At 40.1% G+C, this 21,147-nt stretch carries 3 protein-coding genes; all 3 read left to right on the top strand.

Annotated elements, in window-relative coordinates; genetic code table 11:
* Window positions 1-20 precede the first annotated feature (20 nt).
* The 3 genes from ACQW03_RS04730 to ACQW03_RS04720 are packed head-to-tail and all read left to right on the top strand — an operon-like array spanning window position 21 to window position 21,110.
* A complete protein-coding gene (locus ACQW03_RS04730; protein WP_441948496.1) occupies window positions 21-3,200 on the top strand; it encodes an amino acid adenylation domain-containing protein in 3,180 nt (1,059 codons plus the stop codon).
* Between the two features lie 26 nt (window positions 3,201-3,226).
* On the top strand, window positions 3,227-6,502 hold the full coding sequence (locus ACQW03_RS04725) for a non-ribosomal peptide synthetase (protein ID WP_441948494.1): 3,276 nt from the start codon (window positions 3,227-3,229) through the stop codon (window positions 6,500-6,502).
* Window positions 6,503-6,518: 16 nt separating this feature from the next.
* The gene (locus tag ACQW03_RS04720) at window positions 6,519-21,110 is read left to right on the top strand and encodes an amino acid adenylation domain-containing protein (RefSeq protein WP_441948492.1); all 14,592 of its coding nucleotides are present in this window, start codon (window positions 6,519-6,521) and stop codon (window positions 21,108-21,110) included.
* Window positions 21,111-21,147: the final 37 nt, after the last annotated feature.

Here is a 21,147-nt window from a genome sequence, read left to right as displayed (position 1 = left end):
CGGCAGGGAGGAAAAACAATATGACTATCCACAGTCTATTTGAAAAGCAAGTAGTAGCTAATTCAGATCGTCTCGCTGTTGTCAGTTGTGAAAAATACCTAACTTATCGACAATTAAATGAAAAGTCCAATCAATTAGCTGAAATATTGGTTGAGCACAATGTTTGTACTGGTTGTATTGTCGGAATTATGATGGAACGATCCGTCGATATGATCATTGCAGTATTAGCAGTCCTTAAATCTGGAGGAGCTTATTTGGCACTTGATCCAGGGTACCCTGAGGAGAGAGTTGAATTCATGCTGAGTGACAGCAATGTGAAGTTGCTACTTACACAACAGCACTTAAAATCTCCTAATCATCCGGGACTAAGTAAATTAACAGTGACTGAACAGCTGTATTCCAATTGTTCGACCAACAATTTGGAGCGGAATATTTGCTCAAGCGATCTCGCCTATCTAATCTATACATCAGGTTCAACAGGGCAGCCTAAAGGAACCTTATTAGAACATAAGGGAATTGAAAATTTACAGTCAATTTGGGCAAATAAATTCCATATTACTTCAAAAGATCGAATTGGTCAGTTCGCCAGCTTTTCTTTCGATGCCTCTGTTTGGGAAATTTTTATGGCACTTTTTAATGGGGCAACCTTATATATTATTCCTCAGGAAATAATACATCAGACCCTCGATTTTGAGTCCTATGTTTTAGAAAATATGATTACTGTACTAACATTGCCTCCAAGCTATGCTGTTTATTTGGAGGCTTCGCGTATTACGAATTTAAGGTTGATGATAACAGCAGGATCGTCATCATCCGGTAATTTGGTAAATCAATGGATTCCGTATACAACTTATGTGAATGCATATGGACCCACCGAAGCGAGCATATGCGCTTCTTTATGGGTGGCTCCTTCAGCATTTTTTGAAGGTAATTCGGTTCCTATAGGCTTGTCATTGCCGAATACGAATTTTTATATTCTTGATGAGCAACTGAAGCCTGTTGATTGTGGAGAAATTGGAGAACTTTTCATAAGCGGGTGTGGGCTAGCAAGAGGCTATTTGAATCGTCCAGAGCTTACAAAACAAAAATTCATCCAACATCCAACAATTCCAGAAACAACAATATATAGAACCGGAGATTTAGTACGGATGCTTTCTGATGGAAATTTGGAGTATCACGGAAGAACGGATCAGCAAGTAAAAATACGTGGGCATCGAATTGAATTGGAAGAAATTGAAGTCATCCTTCTTAAACACAAGGAAATCACAGAAGTAGTGGTGCAGACTATTCAGGGCGAGCAGGATCAGTTGCAGTTGTGCGCGTATTATGTAGCTCGAAATGCGATAAACACAACTGAGCTGCGTCAGTTTATCAAGCAAGAATTGCCGATTTATATGATACCAACCTATTTTGTTTATTTATCTGAACTTCCTATGACCATTAATGGAAAAGTGGATCGAAAAGCTCTTCCTAGTCCAACTAGGGATTTATCGGGGCAACTTAATCATCAGCAGCCTCGCACTGATTTAGAGAAACTTTTATGCTTACTAATGAGTGAGGTTCTTGGTGTAGGCCAGGTGGGCATAAATGATAACTTTTATGATTTGGGTGGTGATTCAATTAAAGCCATTCAATTATCTGCAAAGTTGAACTCTCATAATCTAAAGCTCAGTAGCCATCATCTTTTAAAACAACCTACTATTGCACAATTTGGTCAGTCCATTCAACAGATTCTCCGTAAAGGTGACCAAGGTAAAGTTTTGGGGAATGTCCGCTTTACCCCTATTCAGCATTGGTTTTTTCTAAAAAAGTTAACTGATAAACATCATTGGAATCAATCTGTTCTGTTTTATAATCCAGCACGTTATGAACCAGAGGTTTTGTTCAATGTTTTGAAAACGTTGGTTGAGCATCACGATGCGCTTAGAATGACTTACCAAATGGAGGGTGGCATTCTAAAGCAGATGAACATGGACATGAATCCTGAAGTATTCAGCTTCAATATACTCAACGTGCCGCCTGAGGATGAAGAACAATTTATTATCAACCAAATCTCGGAGATTCAAGGGAGTAAAAATCTAGAAAGAGGTCCATTAGTACATTTAGAGTTGTTCAGATCCAAGGTAGGAGATCATTTGTTGCTGTCCATACATCATTTAGTGATGGACGGAATTTCACTGCGTATATTAATCGAAGATTTGACAAAGTCCTATGAGCAACTTATTGAGGGGAGACAGGTTGTACTACAGGAGAAAACAGATTCATTTCAAAGATGGGCTGAGGCATTAGAAAATTATTCATGTAGTGAGGAGGTAGTAAAACAAATTCCCTATTGGCTGGATTTTGAAGCAAGAGTTAATCAGGAATCGATACTGTGGAAGAGAGAACTAGTACAGAGGTCAACACAAAGGAACAAACATAATTTAAAATTTGCTCTATCAAAAGAAAATACAAAATGGCTTCTTGGTCAAGCTCATCATGCGTATAACACCGATATAAATGACGTTTTGATATCTGCTTTAGGAATGGCTTTGCATGATTGGCTTGAAATCAGGCAGATTGTAATCAATATGGAATCCCACGGTCGTACTGATATTTTACCTGATATGAATATTACTCGTACAGTCGGTTGGTTTACATCTCAGTGCCCCGTACTTCTATGCATGCATGATCCTGACGATTTGTCTGAGTGGATTACAAAAACCAAAGAGAATCTTAGAACTATTCCAAATAAAGGATTGGACTATGAGGTACTAAAATATCTTAGCCCGGAACGTCTGAGAGCACCTTTGATATTTTCTATTGAGCCAGAAATTAATTTTAATTATTTAGGTCAACTTGACCAAATCTCGAATTCTCCATATTTCCAACTCTCTCCTTACAGTAGTGCAGCTTCCTTTGGACCTGAGGGATTAGGGAATATCAGTCCTAATAATGAACTGTGTTATGCACTTGAAATAACAGGATATATCGAGGGAGATCAATTGCATCTTTCTATCGGCTATGATAGTGCACGAATTAGTGTACAAGAAATCCAACATTTGGCGGAAGGATATGAAAAGCAGCTTATCAGGATTATTCAGCATTGCATAGACAAAAAGGAGCAGGTGCGTACTCCAAGTGATTTTACATTGAAAAATTTAAAAGAAGAGGATTTAAATATGATTTATGATGTGCTACTCAATTCGTTAAATATCTAAACCACTAGACTAGGCGGGTGAACAGAATGAATCCGTTTTCGAAAGAACAAATTCAGGATATATATGCGTTGTCACCTATGCAAGAAGGCATATTATATCATTCTCTATCAGATGCTGAGCCTAACACTTATGTAGTACAGCTGATCCTAACTATGGAAGGTCATCTTAATGTTGAACTTATGCGGCAAAGTTTTTCGACACTCATCCAACGGCACAATGTATTAAGAACAACTTTTTTATTGGAAAAAGTCAAACAACCACTTCAGGTAGTGCTAACGGAAAGGCCTCTTCAATTTGTTTTTGAAAGCAGAGCTGATATATCAAGTCTGGATGAAAAACAGTGGATTCAGAAATATTTAGAAAAGGATCGTCAGCGAGGATTCAACTTGACGAGAGATCCGCTCATTAGGCTATCGATGCTGCAAGCAAGCCCTAGGGAATATATTTGTGTACTCACTTTTCATCATATTCTAATGGATGGATGGTGTTCAGATTTACTCCTTTGCGAATTATTTGAGATCTATACTTCTCTAGTTGAAGGACAAAGCGAATTCACTTATATGGAGCAGTCTTATAGTCAGTATATAGAATGGTTGGAAAAACAAGACCAAGAAAGTGCACTTAAATACTGGAAAGACTATTTAAACGGATTTGAAGAATGCTCTGTCCTGCTAGGTCAAACACATAGTAATGGAAAAAAATCTATTCAAGATTATAGCTTGGGTAAACATTCTATTCAATTGGAGCATCCGCTGTCCGAATTTTTAAAAGAGTTGGCCCGAAACAATCAAGTCACATTAAACGCAGTCTATCAGAGTCTGTGGGGGATGGTGCTACAAAAATATAATAATAGTAACGATGTTGTATTTGGTTCTGTTGTAGCAGGAAGGCCCCCGGAAATATCAGCAGTTGAGCAAATGATAGGATTGTTTATTAATACAGTTCCTGTACGTGTACAATCAGCGGGGGACCTAACTTTTGTTTCACTAATGCAGCAAATTCATCATTTAAATTTAAATGCCCAGCCCTACGAGCATTTGTCACTATCACAGATTCAAAATCAGTCGATTGGACAAAGCTTGTTTAATCATATTTATGTGTTTGATAATACGCCTTTAAGTTCAACATGGAAACATATGTTAGCTGAAGTAAATGTAAACATCAAGGATGTTGATGTTATAGAACATACTAATTATGACTTAAGTATTACAGTGCTTCCGGGTGATGAAACAAATATAACGTTTATCTATAATTCCAATATTTATTCTGAAGATACAGTGAGAAGAATGGCAAATCATATGTATAATGTTGCAATGAAAATTTGTAGTGAGCCTTCCGTTTACTTGAAAGATATTTGTATTTTGAGTGCTGAAGAGGAGACCGAAATTATTGAATTGAGTAGTGCAAAGATTATGGAGAGTAACGGAAAAGAAACACTTGCAGATTTATTTGAAAGGCAAGTTGAAGTTTCGCCATTTGCAACGGCCCTTACATGTAGAGAAACACATATATCTTATGGAGAGTTAAATAAGCAAGCCAACAAGCTTGCCTACGTTTTACAAGATATGGGTGTTCAACCTAATCAACTAATTGGATTACTTACAGAGCGTTCACCAGAGATGATCATTGGGATACTAGGCATCTTGAAATCAAATGCGGGCTATACACCTCTTGATCCTGAAAATACAATCGAGCGATTAAAGGTTATTGTGCAGGATGCTAACTTATCAATCATTGTGGTTTCGCGATCGAATCTATCTTTAATTACAAAGCTAATGGAACAACTAGAGGGTTCCGCAAGACGTCAGATTTTAGTTCTTGAGGACGTACTGGAACAAACAAATGATCGTGATAAGAGTAATCCACTACGCGTATCAGAGGCTAACCATTTGGCTTATGTGATGTATACTTCCGGTTCGACCGGTATACCTAAAGGGATCATGATTGAAAATATCAATGTGATGAGAATTGTGAAGGGCTCGGATTATGTACAAATTGCACCACAAGACACTATTCTTCAATTGTCCAACTTTGCTTTTGATGGTTCTGTTTTTGATATATTTGGGAGTCTTTTGAATGGAGCAAGACTTGTTTTAGTAGACAAAGAGACATTGCTTAATGCATCTGAGTTAGCTCAGTTAATTTCAAAAGAGAATGTCTCCGTTTTTTTTGTGACAACTGCTCTGTTTAACACACTCGTTGACCTTGAAATTCATTGCTTGACCAATGTAAGAAAGGTGCTTTTTGGTGGCGAGCGAGCATCAGTAGCACATGTAAAAAAAGCATTTCAGTTAATGGGGAAAGGTAAAATTATTCATGTATATGGCCCGACAGAAAGTACGGTTTATGCGATGTATCATGAAATTCAAGAAGTCAATGAGGATATGTATACAATTCCGATCGGGCGACCCATTAAGAATACGGAGGTGCTTGTTCTTAATGGGGAAAATCATCAACAGCCGATTGGGGCAATTGGGGAACTGTGCATTGCTGGAGAAGGTCTCGCACGAGGATATCTTAACAATGACCCATTAACTCAAGAGAAATTTTTCTATCTGTACGAAAAACGATTATATAAGTCAGGTGACTTAGGGCGACGGCTTGCAAACGGAGAAATTGAATTTCTGGGACGTAATGACCATCAAGTAAAGATTAGGGGATTCCGAATTGAATTGGGTGAAATTGAAAAGTGTATTCTTGAAAATCAAGCTGTAAAAGAAGTATTCATCATGGAGCAGTCAGATAAACAAGGGGATAAGCGCTTATGTGCGTATTTTGCTGCAGATCAAGAAATGAATACCGAAAAAATCAGGCATTGGGTTGCTGAAAGACTGCCGAACTACATGATCCCTGCCTTTTTTGTACAAGTTAAGAAGCTACCTCTAAACGCAAATGGCAAAGTGGATCATAAGAAACTTACAATGCCCGATACAAGTCAGCTCTTTCAGGATCAAGCTATACTTCCAAGAAACAGCACTGAAGAGACGGTGGCTCACGTATGGGAAACGGTGTTGGGCATTGGGAACGTAAGCGTGGTCGAAGACTTTTATGCATTGGGAGGGGATTCAATAAAAGCTATTCAAATTTCAGCGCAACTCCGAGCGAAAGATATTAAAGTAACTACCAAAGATATATTTCAGCATCCAAGTGTAGCAGACTTAAGTACCTTTATTATAAAAGGACAATCGAAGCAGATGCAGTCTGTGAATGCTGCTGCGATTCAAAATGGCTATGACGAATTAGGGATTTCTGCAAGTGATCTGCACGAACTTCAAATAGAGTTGAATTCTAAGATCAATTAACAGGAGGGAACTAGTCATGTCGTCTAAACAACTTTTACAAAAGATTTATTCGCTAACACCAATGCAGGAAGGAATTCTGTACCATACATTGCGTGAAGAAAATCAGGGTAATTTTATAGTTCAGCTTTTTTTCAGTGTGGAAGGGCCTCTCTCACTAGACATTATGAATAAGAGTATGCAATTGCTTGTACAGCGACATGATGTTTTCCGTACGCTTTTTAATGTTGATAAAGCGAAGCGACCCATTCAAATGGTCGTAGACCATCTGGAAAATAGAATGATTTTTCAAGATTTGACTGAAATGAATCATAATAGTCAGATGGAATTTATATCTCATTATGCCAGTGAGGAAAAAATTAAAGGTTTCGATGTAACTGCTGAAATGCTTGTTCGGCTTACTGTATTTCAGACGGACCTGCAACATTTTCGGTTACTTCTAAGCTTTCATCATATTATTGTGGATGGTTGGAGCTTGAGTGCGATAGTACAAGAGCTTTTTGAAATATATAGTGCCTTATCTGCGCAACGATCACCTGATCTAAAGGAAATCCACTCTTTTCAAAATTATATCGAATGGCTTAAACAACAGGATCAAGATTCTGCAAGTTTATACTGGAACCAGTATTTAGAGGGGATTGAACAGTCCACTGGTCTACCATGGAAACCAAAACAGAAAAAGGAAGGTTATTTGCAGGAACAAGTTAAGTTTACCTTCGATCGGGAAATGACTAAAAAACTTAAGGAATTGGCACTTGCCTATCGTGTAACGATGAACGCTGTTATTCAAGCAATCTGGAGCATCGTGCTAAAAAGATATAATAATACCAATGATGTGGTTTTTGGGACAGTCGTTTCAGGAAGGCATGCAGCGGTTTCCGGAATCGACCAAATGATCGGAATATTTATCAATACCAATCCAGTAAGAATAAAGTTCGAGCAAGATATCCATTTTGAAGACCTGTTGTCATTAATCCATGAGCAAATGATTGAGTCCCAAGAGCATAGTCATTATCCTCTGATGAAGATACAAGCGCCTACGCCTCTGAAAGAGAATTTAGTTAATCATATTGTAGTTTTTGAAAATGTACCTTTGGAATTCAATTTATTAGACGGACAGCATGTACATGAGTTGAAAATCTATGATTTTGAATTAAAAGATCAGACAAACTATGATTTCAATATCATTGTGATACCCTCTGAGGAAATATCTGTATGCTTAAAATATAATGCATTTTGCTATTCAAATGAAGATATTCAAAAGATTGCTGGACATATTCGTGCAGTCACAACTGCCATCACTGAAAATCCACATATACTTGTTAGAAATATTTCAATTCTCACACCAGATGAAAAAGAACGCATATTAACAGAATTCAACAACACAGAACATGTTTTTTCTGACCTGAAAAATTTACACGAATTTTTTGAGGACAGAGCTATAGCTTATCCTGACAAAACCGCCCTGATCCTTGGTGAAGAAAATATGAGCTATGAAGTGGTTAACAAACGTGCCAATCAATTAGCCAGAATACTACGACGCAAGGGAGTATGTAGTAACCAGAGCGTTGGAATAATGGTTGAAAGATCATTTGAAATGATCATAGCTATATTGGCGATTCATAAGGCTGGTGGTGCTTATATACCTATTGATCCCGACTATCCCAAAGACCGTGTTCGTTATATGCTGCAAGACAGTGGAACTAACCTTGTCTTAACAAAGACAAGATGGAATGAACGCCTTGTAGGTTTAGAAATAGAAATCCTGCTCATGGATATAAGTTTGTCTGATAACGAGGATAACACCAATCTTAATTGTGTTAATCATCCTGATGATGTGGCCTACATCATATACACATCAGGTTCTACCGGCAAGCCGAAAGGGGTAATAGTACAGCATCGGTCCGTTGTCAACAATATGTTGTGGATGCAACGAAAGTATTCGATCACAGAAGCGGATGTTATCATGCAAAAAACAGCTTACACTTTTGATGTGTCCGTGTTTGAATTGTGCTGGTGGTATTTTCAGGGTGCAGCGACTCTATGTTTGTTGGAGCCTGGAGCTGAAAAAGATCCTGAGAGCATAATCCATACAGTTGAACAAAAAAAAGTAACTGTAATCCACTTTGTGCCATCCATGTTACATGCATTTTTAGACTATTTGGAATATGGGGAAGGACATATTCAGCGTTTATCATCTATACAAAAAGTGTTTACCAGTGGAGAAGCACTGACATGCAGGCATGTTCAACGGTTTAACGATGTATGGAGAAGAGATAGAAGCATTGTTTTCTCTAATCTATATGGACCGACTGAAGGTACTATACACGATTCTTATTTTGATTGTCCTTCTGATTTTAAGATGGATTCCATCCCAATCGGCAAGCCGATAGATAATATTCAAATGTATATTATAGACCAGGATGATCAACTACAGCCAGTTGGTGTAGCAGGAGAATTATGTATTTCGGGTACAGGCGTAGCAGCAGGATATGTGAATCTTCCTGAAGCAACAAAAGAGAAATTTGTAAGAGATCCATTTAGAATCGGTCAACATATGTACAAAACAGGCGATTTAACAAGATGGATGAATGATGGAAATATTGAGTACATGGGGAGAAAAGACTTTCAGATCAAAATCCGGGGGTACCGAATTGAAACTGGAGAAATAGAAAACGTTCTACTACAATATGCAGGTATTCAGCAAGTATTAGTTACATTATGTATGGATGGCGAAAATAATGGATATTTATGCGCATATATTATTGGATCTCAATCTATTGATGAAAATGCTATAAAAGACTATCTTGTCCAGTCTGTTCCAGATTATATGGTGCCGTCTTATTTTATAAAGTTAGACAGATTCCCACTATCGCAAAGCGGAAAGATTGATCGTAGGAATTTACCAATACCGGACATCACAGTAAAGGTATCTACAGGCTACACACCCCCAAGAAATCATATTGAAAGAGTGACATCAGAGATATGGAAAGAAGTTCTGGGTGTAGAAAAAGTGGGTATTCACGACCATTTTTTTGCGCTTGGGGGAGATTCTATCAAAGCCATTCAAGTGTCATCACGTTTACAACGTCATAAGGTGCATATCGGAATTAAAGATATTTTTGCGAATCCGACGATTGCACAATTAACTCAGGTGTTGGCTGTACAAACAAAAGTTGTAGATCAGAGTGTCGTTGAAGGGATCGTTCCGCTTACGCCTATTCAAAAGTGGTTTTTTGAACATCAGGGGATACAACGGCATCATTGGAATCAGTCTTTTATGTTGTATAGAAAAGAAGGATTTGAACCTGACATCCTTCAAGAAACGATGAATTATATTATTTATCATCATGATGCTCTGCGTATGATGTATGCAAGCGAGCAAGACTCTATTGTACAAACAAATCAGGAAATGAAAGGGTCAGCTTGGTTGCAGGTTGTAGATCTATCAAGTGAATTTGATGTAAGGGATCGTATCGCAAATTTTTCAGAAAAGATTCATATGAGTATGGATTTAACTACAGGCCCTCTACTGAAATTGGGACTATTCCAAACCATTGAAGGGGATCATCTCCTTATTGTTGCGCACCATCTAGTAATCGACGGTGTTTCTTGGCGAATATTGCTGGAAGATATCACACAGGTTTATAAACAGCTTAGTTCTGGAGAAAAGCCTTCATTACCGTATAGGACGACTTCCTATAAGAGCTGGGCTAGCGCACTGGAGGAGTATGCGAACAGTCCGGTATTACTTGATGAGATTCCATACTGGATGAATATGGATCAGCGGCATATTGAGCCTCTGCCTAAGGATCACACATGTTCAACCAACTTTATCAAGGATACGAGATCGATTAATATGCAACTATCCAAGCAGGACACAGACAATCTGCTTCGTCATTCCAATCAGGCTTACAATACGGAAATTAATGATATATTGTTAGCCGCATTAGGGAGTGCATTCCGAGATTGGACAGATCATACCCAGATTCTTATCGGTTTGGAGGGGCATGGGAGAGAAGATATAGTCCCTGATAATAATGTCTCTCGGACGATCGGTTGGTTTACAACAATGTATCCTGTAGTAATTGATCTTCCGTTATCTTGCTCTGTACAGGATACTGTTCAACATGTAAAACAAACATTGCGCCAAATTCCGAAAAAAGGGATCGGATACGGTTTATTAAGATATGTTACTGCTCTGGAACACAATAAAGTAATGAAGTGGAAACTTCGTCCTGAAGTTTGCTTTAACTATTTAGGTGAATTTTCCCAAAGTATAGATCAGGGAGTTTTTACGCTTTCTGATATGTCTCAGGGCCAAATGCTTGATCCGCAATCAGAGCGAAGTTATTCCATTGATATAACGGCAGCAGTCATGGAGGACGAGCTAAGAATTTCTTTTATATACAATAAGCATGAATATGATGAAGATACACTGACCGAAGTTGCCCTGAATTTCAAGAATCATCTCTTAGAAATTATTAATCATTGCATAACATGTGGAACAAGAGAGCTTAGTGAAAAAATATACCCGACAGCGCTTCCCGATTTAGCACAAATATACGCTCCTTTTGCGCTAACTGATATTCAGATGGCATATTTTCTAGGTCGAAATGATGAGCTTGAAATGGGCGGCGTTTCCACTCATGTATATACCGAGGTGGAGACTGACGTTGACATGATGCATTTTAATCAATGCTTGAATAAAGTCATTCAGAGACACCCGATGCTAAGAGCAATTATCATGCCAAGCGGCGAGCAGGTTATTCTTAAAGACGTGCCTGAATATCAAATGGCTATAGAAGATCTTCGATTCCTGACAAGAAGAGAACAAGAGGAACGAATTCATCTGGAGCGAAGCCGGATGTCACACCATGTGTTTGTTCCTGAACAGTGGCCGATGTTCGAATTTAAGGCTTTTCAGCTTGAGAATAATAAATGTCTATTATGTATGGGCAGGGATTTGCTCATTGCTGATGCAGCAAGTATGGATATTATCGGTCGTGATCTGATGTATTTCTATCACAATCCGAATGCCGAATTGCCCCAATTGGACTTCAGCTTCCGCGATTATGTTCTTGCTTATTTAGATTTGAAGCACTCTGAAATATATGAGCTGGATCGAAAATACTGGCTTAATAAAATTGAAGATTTTCCATTAGCGCCTGTTCTCCCTTTACAATGTAATCCAGAACAAATAACAGCACCAAAATTTCAAAGAAAAGAGAAGATATACAATCAACAACAGTGGATTTCTTTAAAAAAGCTGGCTTTACAAAATGGAGTGACCCCATCTGCTTTGCTTGCGACCATTTATTCATATCTTCTTTCCATGTGGGGCAATCAAGAGAACTTGTCCATTAATCTTACAGTCTTTAATCGTTATCCCTTTCATGAACAGGTAGAACATATTGTAGGTGACTTTACATCAAACCTGTTGCTCGGCATTTCATTTAAACCTGGTACGTCATTGTGGGAAAAGGCCAAAGATGTTCAGTCTGTATTAATTGATGCATTGGAGCATCGCCACTATGAGGGTGTTGAGTTTATTAGGGATATTGTGAGACATCATGGGATTAGACATGGAAAGGCTGTAATTCCGTATGTTTTTACCTCTGTGCTTTCTGAAAATAAAACAGAACGCATACCCGGTCTTGAACAATTAGGAAACTTGAAAACAGGAATAACGCAAACCTCACAGGTCTATATTGATTTTCAGGCTACGTTAGTAGCGGATGAATTATGGTTATTTTGGGATTATGTAGAGGAATTGTTTTCGCCAGAAATGATTGAAGGTATGTTCAGACAGTTTACGCAAATCATTGATTCTCTTTTGTTAAAAGCTATTTATTCTTCAAATCTGAAAATTGAAATAGAGAATGAGGAAGCTATCCGATTATACAACAATACGAACAAGGCTGTACCGCCTAGCACCTTGCATGGGTTGTTCGAGGAGCAGGCAGCGCGTACTCCAGAAGCAGTGGCCTTAATGCATAAGGATGAATGCCTTACGTATGGAGAACTGCAGAAACGTTCGAATCAGATTTCCCGCTATTTGCAAGAGCAGGGTGTATGTCGTGGTGATTATGTTAGCGTATTGGCAACCCGGAGTATAGCAACTGTTGCTAACGTTATAGGTATTTTAAAAGCCGGAGCAGCTTATGTACCGGTGGATCCGGACTATCCGGAAGAACGGCGCCACTACATTCACGAGCACAGTCAATGTAAGCTGACTGTAGAACCGGAGTTGTACGATACAGCCGGCGTAGCAGGATATTCAGACGAAGCTCTTCCAATGGATTATCATCCAGACGATGTGGCGTATGTAATCTATACATCGGGCAGTACAGGCCGACCGAAGGGCGTGATCACAACACACGGAGCAGCAGCCAATACGATTCAGGATATAAATCATAAATTCGGCATCCATGAGCAGGACCGAATGATAGGTTTGTCCTCTATGTGTTTTGATCTGTCTGTATATGATCTGTTCGGTGCCTTGGCAGCCGGAGCGGCATTGGTATTGATTGACGATCAACGGGATGTTGATGATGTCATCTACACGATAGAGCATCAAGGGATCACCCTATGGAATTCCGTACCGGCTATTATGGAAATGGTGCTCGCCAACGTCACGGCTAACTTTTACAATAATGGAATTCGAACGGTGTTGCTCAGTGGGGACTGGATACCGCTACAGCTGCCTGAGAAAATAAAGCGACATTGTCCGCATGCAGAAGTGATTAGCCTGGGAGGAGCAACAGAAGCCTCAATTTGGTCCATCTACTACCCAATCAAGGAATGGGATAGACAGACCGCATCGATACCTTATGGCAGACCGCTAGCGAACCAGCAGATGTATGTGCTGAACTATGAGTTAAAGCCTTGTCCGGCGGATGTACAAGGGGAACTGTACATTGGTGGGAGGGGGCTTGCGGTAGGTTATCTGAATGATGAACGGAAAACCCAGGAATCGTTTGTGGAACATCCAGAGCTGGGCCGATTATACCGAACCGGAGATTATGGAGTATGGCGTCCGGCAGGCTATATCGAATTTCAGGGACGGAAGGATCAGCAGGTCAAGATCCGGGGGTATCGGGTAGAGCTGGGAGAAATTGAAGGACGCCTGCTGGCACATGAATTCATCAAAAATGCAGTGGTGATGGAACAAAGGGATGCTCGCAATCATGCATTTCTATGTGCATACTATGTTCCAGATGAGGAGGAAGTGACCCCAGAGGAACTGCGAATATATTTACAACGGGAACTGCCGAATTATATGGTGCCGTCGCATTATATGGAACTGGAGAAACTACCGTTATCTCCTAATGGCAAGGTGAATCGAAGAGAGCTGCCTATCCCGGATGTGGAGCAGCAAATGGATTCGAAATACGAAGAAGCACGTAATGAAACAGAGCAGAAACTGACGGAAATATGGAAAGAGGTATTGGGCGTCGAACGAATTGGAATTCATGATCATTTCTTTGAACTGGGTGGAAATTCGATTCTGATGGTGCAAATCCGAACCAGAATAAGCAGGGAAATGGGAATAGATTTGAATCTACGAGACTTTCTGCAGCATTATACCATAGCGAAGCTGTCAGAACGGATGAAGGAAGGTGTAGATACACAAGCGGCCATCGTGTATCCGGAGTTAACACCTGATCCGGAGCATATGTATGAACCGTTTCCGCTAACGGACGTGCAAATGGCCTATCTGATGGGACGCGAAAACCATTTTGAGCTGGGTGGAGTGTCAACGCATGGATATACTGAAATCAAAACAGACTTTGATTTAGACAGACTTAATTGTGCATTACAACAGGTCATTAAACATCAACCCATGATGCGCGCAGTCGTATTTCCTACCGGAGAGCAGGTTATTCTGGAGAACGTACCGGAATATCGAATAACAGTGGTTGACCTTACCCATTTGAGTTCGTCTGAGCAACAAGAACGGATAGTGTCAGAAAGAGAGAGAATGTCTCATTATGTATTTCCAACAGACCAATGGCCGCTCTTTGAATATAAAGCTTTTAAATTATCTGAAGGAATTCATTATTTGTTTGTCAGCTACGATATGTTGATTACGGATGGAGCAAGTATTCAGCTGATCGGCAAGCTGCTGGTTAAATTCTATCATGAGCCCAATTGGATGCCATCACAGTTACAGAGCACATTCAGGGACTATATTTTGGCATTGCAGCATTTTAAAAATTCAGAAACCTATACAAAGGACAAACTGTATTGGTTGAATAAATTGGAGGATTTTCCTTCAGCTCCGGAACTTCCTTTGAAAGCGGATCCGTCCGGTGTGACTAAGCCTCGTTTTTGCCGTCTGGAGCAAGAAATCGATAGAGAAACCTGGGAGAAAATTAAAAAGCAGGCGTATCAGTACAATATAACGCCTACAGCCGCTCTTCTTACTGCTTATGCAGAAGTGATGGCTTTTTGGAGTAATCAGCCTCATTTAGCCGTGAGTTTGACCGTTTTCAACAGACTGCCGTTTCATCAAGACGTAAAAGACATGATTGGGGATTTTACTTCCGTAATTTTAATAGAAATTGATTTCAGATCCGAGAAAGGGTATTGGGAGAGAGCTAAACGGATCCAGGAATGCCTTTTAGAATCACTTGAGCATCGGCATTATGATGGTATTGAATTGATACGGGAAATATCTAAATACCATAATTATGGTAATCGTGCTGTTATGCCTGTTGTTTTTACAAGCATGCTGCTGGGGAGCAAGGAAAGAGGCGAAGTTAGTTGGTATGAACTAGGTGAGATACAATTGGGGGCCGGACAGACGTCTCAAGTGTATTTGGATCACCAACTTTTTGAGGACAATGGTTCGTTGAGAATCGTTTGGGACTATGTTGAGCAACTATTTGATGAAAATGTAATTCATTCAATGTTCAAGCAATATATTGATACACTAACTCTGAATACTAATTGCATGAGAATTACTGAACAAGAAACGAAGTTGATGGAGAGCTATAATAATACAGAGAAACCGATACCATACACCACCTTGCATGGCCTGTTCGAGGAGCAAGCAGTACGCACTCCAGAAGTAGTAGCATTAATGCACAAGGATGAATGCTTTACGTATGGAGAACTGCAGAAACGTTCAAATCAAATAGCCCGTTACTTGCAAGGGCAGGGTGTATGTCGTGGTGATTATGTTAGCGTATTGGCGAGTCGGAGTATAGCAACTGTTGCTAACGTTATAGGTATTTTAAAAGCCGGAGCAGCTTATGTACCGGTAGATCCGGACTATCCGGAAGAACGGCGCTACTACATTCACGAGCACAGTCAATGTAAGCTAACTGTAGAACCGGAGTTGTACGATACAGCCGGAGTAGCAGGATATTCAGACGAAGCTCTGCCGACTGAGTATCATCCGGACGATGTGGCGTATGTGATCTATACGTCGGGCAGCACAGGCCGACCCAAGGGCGTAATCACAACTCATGGAGCAGCAGCCAATACGATTCAGGATATTAATCATAAATTCGGTATTCATGAGCAAGACCGGATGATAGGTTTGTCTTCTATGTGTTTTGATCTGTCCGTGTATGATCTATTTGGTGCTTTGGCAGCCGGAGCGGCATTGGTATTGATTGACGATCAGCGGGATGTCGATGATGTAATATACACGATAGAGCATCTAGGCATCACCCTATGGAATTCCGTACCGGCTATTATGGAAATGGTGCTCGCCAACGTCACGGCTGACTTTTACAATGATGGAATTCGAACGGTGTTGCTTAGCGGGGATTGGATACCGCTGCACTTGCCAGAGAAAATTAAGCGACATTGTCCACATGCAGAAGTGATTAGCTTGGGAGGAGCGACCGAAGCCTCGATCTGGTCCATCTACTACCCAATCAGGGAATGGGATGGACAGACCGCCTCGATTCCTTATGGTAGACCGCTGGCGAACCAGCAGGTGTATGTACTGAACTATGAGCTAAAGCCTTGCCCGGTCCATGTACAAGGGGAACTGTACATTGGTGGGATGGGGCTTGCAGCAGGTTATCTGAATGATGAACTGAAAACCCAGGAATCTTTCGTGGAACATCCAGAGCTGGGCCGATTATACCGAACCGGAGATTATGGAGTATGGCGTCCGGCAGGTTATATCGAATTTCAGGGACGGAAGGATCAGCAAGTAAAGATTCGGGGGTACCGAGTAGAGTTAGGAGAAATTGAAGGGCGTCTGCTAGCACATGAATTCATCAAAAATGCAGTGGTGATGGAACAAAGGGATGACCGCAATCACGCATTTCTATGTGCATACTATGTTCCAGATGGGGAGGAAGTAACCTCAGAGGAACTGCGAATATATTTACAGCGAGAACTACCGAATTATATGGTGCCGTCGTATTATATCGAACTGGAGAAAATACCGTTATCCCCTAATGGCAAGGTAAATCGAAGAGAGCTGCCGATGCCGAATGTGGAGCAGCAAATGGAGTTGAAATACGAAGAAGCACGAAATGAAACGGAACAGAAACTGACGAAAATATGGAAAGAGGTATTGGGAGTCGAACGAATTGGAATCCATGATCATTTCTTTGAATTGGGTGGAAATTCGATTCTGATGGTGCAAATCCGAACCAGAATAAGCAGGGAAATGGGAATAGATTTGAATCTACGAGACTTTCTGCAGCATTATACCATAGCGAAGCTGTCAGAACGGATCGAGGAAGGCGTAGATACACAAGCGGCCATCGTGTATCCGGAGTTAACACCTGATCCGGAACATATGTATGAACCGTTTCCGTTAACTGATGTACAGATGGCTTATCTGATGGGACGCGAGAACCATTTTGAAATGGGTGGAGTGTCGACACACGTATATATTGAGTTAGAAACTTCATTGAACATGAATCGGTTTAATCGAGCTCTACAAAAAGTTATTGAACGTCATACTATGCTTCGGACGATTATTTTGCCGAGCGGACAGCAAAAAATATTAGATCATATGCCAGAATACCAAATTGAGATTATCCCGATTGAGGATCTCTCCAAGGAAGCTCAGGAACAGAGAATACTGACGGAAAGAGAGCGCATGTCTCACTACATTTTCAAGACTGATCAGTGGCCTCTATTCGAGTATAAGGCTTATCAATGTTCTGCAGAAACGTTTTATCTTTTTATTGGTTATGACATGTTAATAACGGATGGGGCGAGCTTTCAATTTATTCACCAGGAAATTATGAAATTTTACCATGATCCAGACTTAGACCTGGCAGGTGTGGATATTACTTTCAGAGATTATATGATGGCTTATACGGCATTCAAATCTTCGGAAATATATAAGAGGGATCGGCAGTATTGGATGAACAAATTGAATAACTTTCCTGATCCACCTTCCTTGCCGTATATTTCCTTTCCAAGCATGATTGTACAACCGCGCTTCAAAAGGGCAACCAAACACTTAAATAGGGAACTATACGAAAAGCTAAAGCAAGTTTCACAAAAGAATCACCTGACACCAACTGCAGTACTATGTACTGTATTTGCCAAAGTGTTGTCTTACTGGAGCAATCAATCTCAATTAGCGCTCAATTGTACTATTTTTAATCGTTATCCATTTCATAAAGATGTATATAAGATGATTGGCGACTTTACGTCTGTTATGTTGCTTGACATCACGCTTGAAGGAGGAAAATCTTTCTGGGAGCAAGCTGAATCCGTGCAAAACGTGTTGATGGAGGCGCTCGAACATAGGCACTACGACGGAATTCAATTTATCAGAGAGATTATACGCCAACGTGGTGCTGAAACCCATAAGGCAGCGATGCCCATTGTATTCACAAGCATGTTACTGGATACAGGAAAAGGTACAGATGAGTCTATTTATTTTATGGGGGATGTAAAGACAGCGGTTTCTCAAACCTCTCAAGTTTTTTTAGATTATCAGGTTCTGGAAGTAGATGGCGGACTCACGATCACTTGGGATTATGTTGAACAACTGTTTGATTCGGAATTAATTAAAGCGATGTTTGACCAGTACTTTATGCTGCTGGAATTTTCCTTAAACTCAGATGCGGCAAATAGGTTCCCATGGGGACGTGAAAATCATCATCTGATTTCAGCTTTTAATGATACTTGTGAAGAAATTCCAAGCTCTACACTCGATTCCTTGTTTGAACAGCAGGTTGTTCGTTGGCCAGAGGCATTTGCGGTGATTTATAAGAACAGCCACATCACTTATCAGGAGTTAAATGAACGTTCGAATAGGGTGGCTCGCTATTTACATGAACATGGCGTGTGTCGTGGAGATTTTATTAGTGTATTAGCCAATCGGAGTATTGAAACCATTGTGAATATAATAGGTATATTGAAGGCCGGAGCGGCTTATGTGCCGATTGATCCTGATTATCCGGAGGAACGTCGTGAATATATTAGGGATCACAGTGGTTGTAAATTAACGTTGGAACCGGATCTGTATGTTAAGGAAGGATTAGCAGTTTATTCTGGTGAAGCACTCCCGGTCGAACATGATCCTGATGATGTAGCCTACGTGATTTATACTTCAGGCAGTACAGGCCAACCTAAAGGAGTCATTGTTACACATGGGGCAGTAGCTAATACGGTGCAGGATATTAATCGTAAATTCAATGTGAATGAGCAGGATCGTATAATTGGATTGTCATCCATGTGTTTCGATTTATCGGTTTATGATCTATTTGGAGCGTTAGCGGTTGGAGCGGCTATCGTACTTATTGATGATCAACGTGATATTACTGAAGTCGCCAAGACACTTGAGGAACATAAAATTACAATTTGGAACTCCGTACCAGCTATAATGGACTTGATGTTGAACCATGTACTTGGAGAAGAAGAGGAAAGATGTTATTACTGGAATAATATTCCTTCGTCGTCTGGATCGCGTAAGAAAAACAGTTCTTTGCGTTTGGTCATTCTTAGTGGAGACTGGGTACCTCTCAGTCTACCGGATAAAATTTGCAGACAATATATTCACGCGAACGTAGTAAGTATGGGCGGGGCAACAGAGGCTTCTATTTGGTCCATTTATTATCCTGTATATGAAGTACATGAAGACTGGGCCTCCATACCTTACGGTATGCCATTAGCTAACCAAACTTATTATGTATTGAATTACGATCAGGAACTCTGTCCAGTAGGTGTAAAAGGTGAGCTTTATATTGGAGGCGCTGGTTTAGCCAAAGGTTATCTTCACGAAGAAGAAAAAACGGCATCTTCATTCTTAAATCATCCGAAGTTTGGCAGGTTATATCGAACTGGAGACCAAGGAATTCTGAATTCAAAAGGATATATTGAATTTTTGGGACGTAACGATCAGCAAGTAAAAATCCGTGGTTATCGTGTAGAGCTTGGCGAAATCGAAAATCAAATTCTTCAAATTATTGGAGTAAAGGAAGCAGTGGTTTTGTATACCCCGGATTCGAGAGGAAATAAAATACTGTGCGCGTATATTGTGACCCAACCAAGTTTGAGCATCCAGGATATTAAAGAAGGTATTAGTCGTACATTGCCAAATTACATGGTGCCTACCCACTTTATTGGTCTTGAACAAATTCCTTTAACACCTAATGGTAAATTAGACCGAAAAGCACTGCCAGAGCCATCGGCTAAAACCATATTTCAAAAGAAATATGAAGCTCCAGTGACGGAGATGGAGTGTATTATGGTACGAATCTGGGAAGAGATTTTAGAGTACAGTTCCATTAGCATAGACGATTCTTTATTTGAACTGGGGGTGGATTCGACAAGTGTAATTAAATTTGTGGCGAGATTAGCTACAGGGCACGGAATAGAGCTTCCAATTCGACAGATATTTGTGACACCAACTATTCGAGAGATGGCGTCCCTAGTTTCTTCACCTGAGACGCAGATTAGTGACCTTTCTAACGAAAGAATGTTGTTTAATCCACAGGGAGAAGGAGACCGAAACATATTTTGTTTTCCGCCGGTAGTTGCTTTAGGGGTTGTATATCAAAGGCTTGCTGAATTCCTTGGTTCCTATCGATTGTACAGTTTCAACTTTCTTGAGATCGAACAGAACCGTCTCATTGCAGAATATATCCGTCTTATAAAAGAAGTTCAGCCAGAGGGACCTTACGTATTTCTAGGGATTTCAGCGGGAGGCAATTTGGCTTTTGAAATTACAAAAGCTCTTGAAAAACAGGGGGATAAGGTTCGCCAGCTCATTTTATTGGACTCATTTTACATTACAGAAATAAATTCAGAGCGGCTTACAACGGAAGAGAGTCGTAAATATGCGAAAGAAACGGTAGATCTTATGTTGGAAAAATATCCGCAATTGCAAAGTGAAGGAGATTTTTTCCATAATCATGTTGGCGAGAAGATTCAAAGATACTATGCATATTTGGATAGTTTAATGAATTCTGGACAAGTTGCCGCTCATATTCATGTTATTAAATCTCTTCAGAGTCAAAGTAAACATATACGTGGAGATATCCGAATGTGGGAGCATTCTACAAGTGGGGAGTATTCCATTTGTGATGGTTATGGAGATCATGAAAGCATGCTTGATGCTACATTTGTTGAACAGAATGCAGAGTTGATTCTAAACACATTGGAAAAATAAACGATAAAAAGAGGTGTTCCTTGGCTGTTTTGGCCTG

It is taken from the genome of Paenibacillus sp. DRB1-1, from assembly GCF_052119485.1.
Classification (GTDB): domain Bacteria; phylum Bacillota; class Bacilli; order Paenibacillales; family Paenibacillaceae; genus Paenibacillus; species Paenibacillus polymyxa_B.
This window is presented reverse-complemented; position numbering and strand designations above follow the sequence as displayed.

Bases quoted from the DNA above. Each gene is read 5' to 3' on its own strand.
- ACQW03_RS04730 (WP_441948496.1), top strand. From the start codon at position 21: ATGACTATCCACAGTCTATTTGAAAAGCAAGTAGTAGCTAATTCAGAT.
- ACQW03_RS04725 (WP_441948494.1), top strand. From the start codon at position 3,227: ATGAATCCGTTTTCGAAAGAACAAATTCAGGATATATATGCGTTGTCA.
- ACQW03_RS04720 (WP_441948492.1), top strand. From the start codon at position 6,519: ATGTCGTCTAAACAACTTTTACAAAAGATTTATTCGCTAACACCAATG.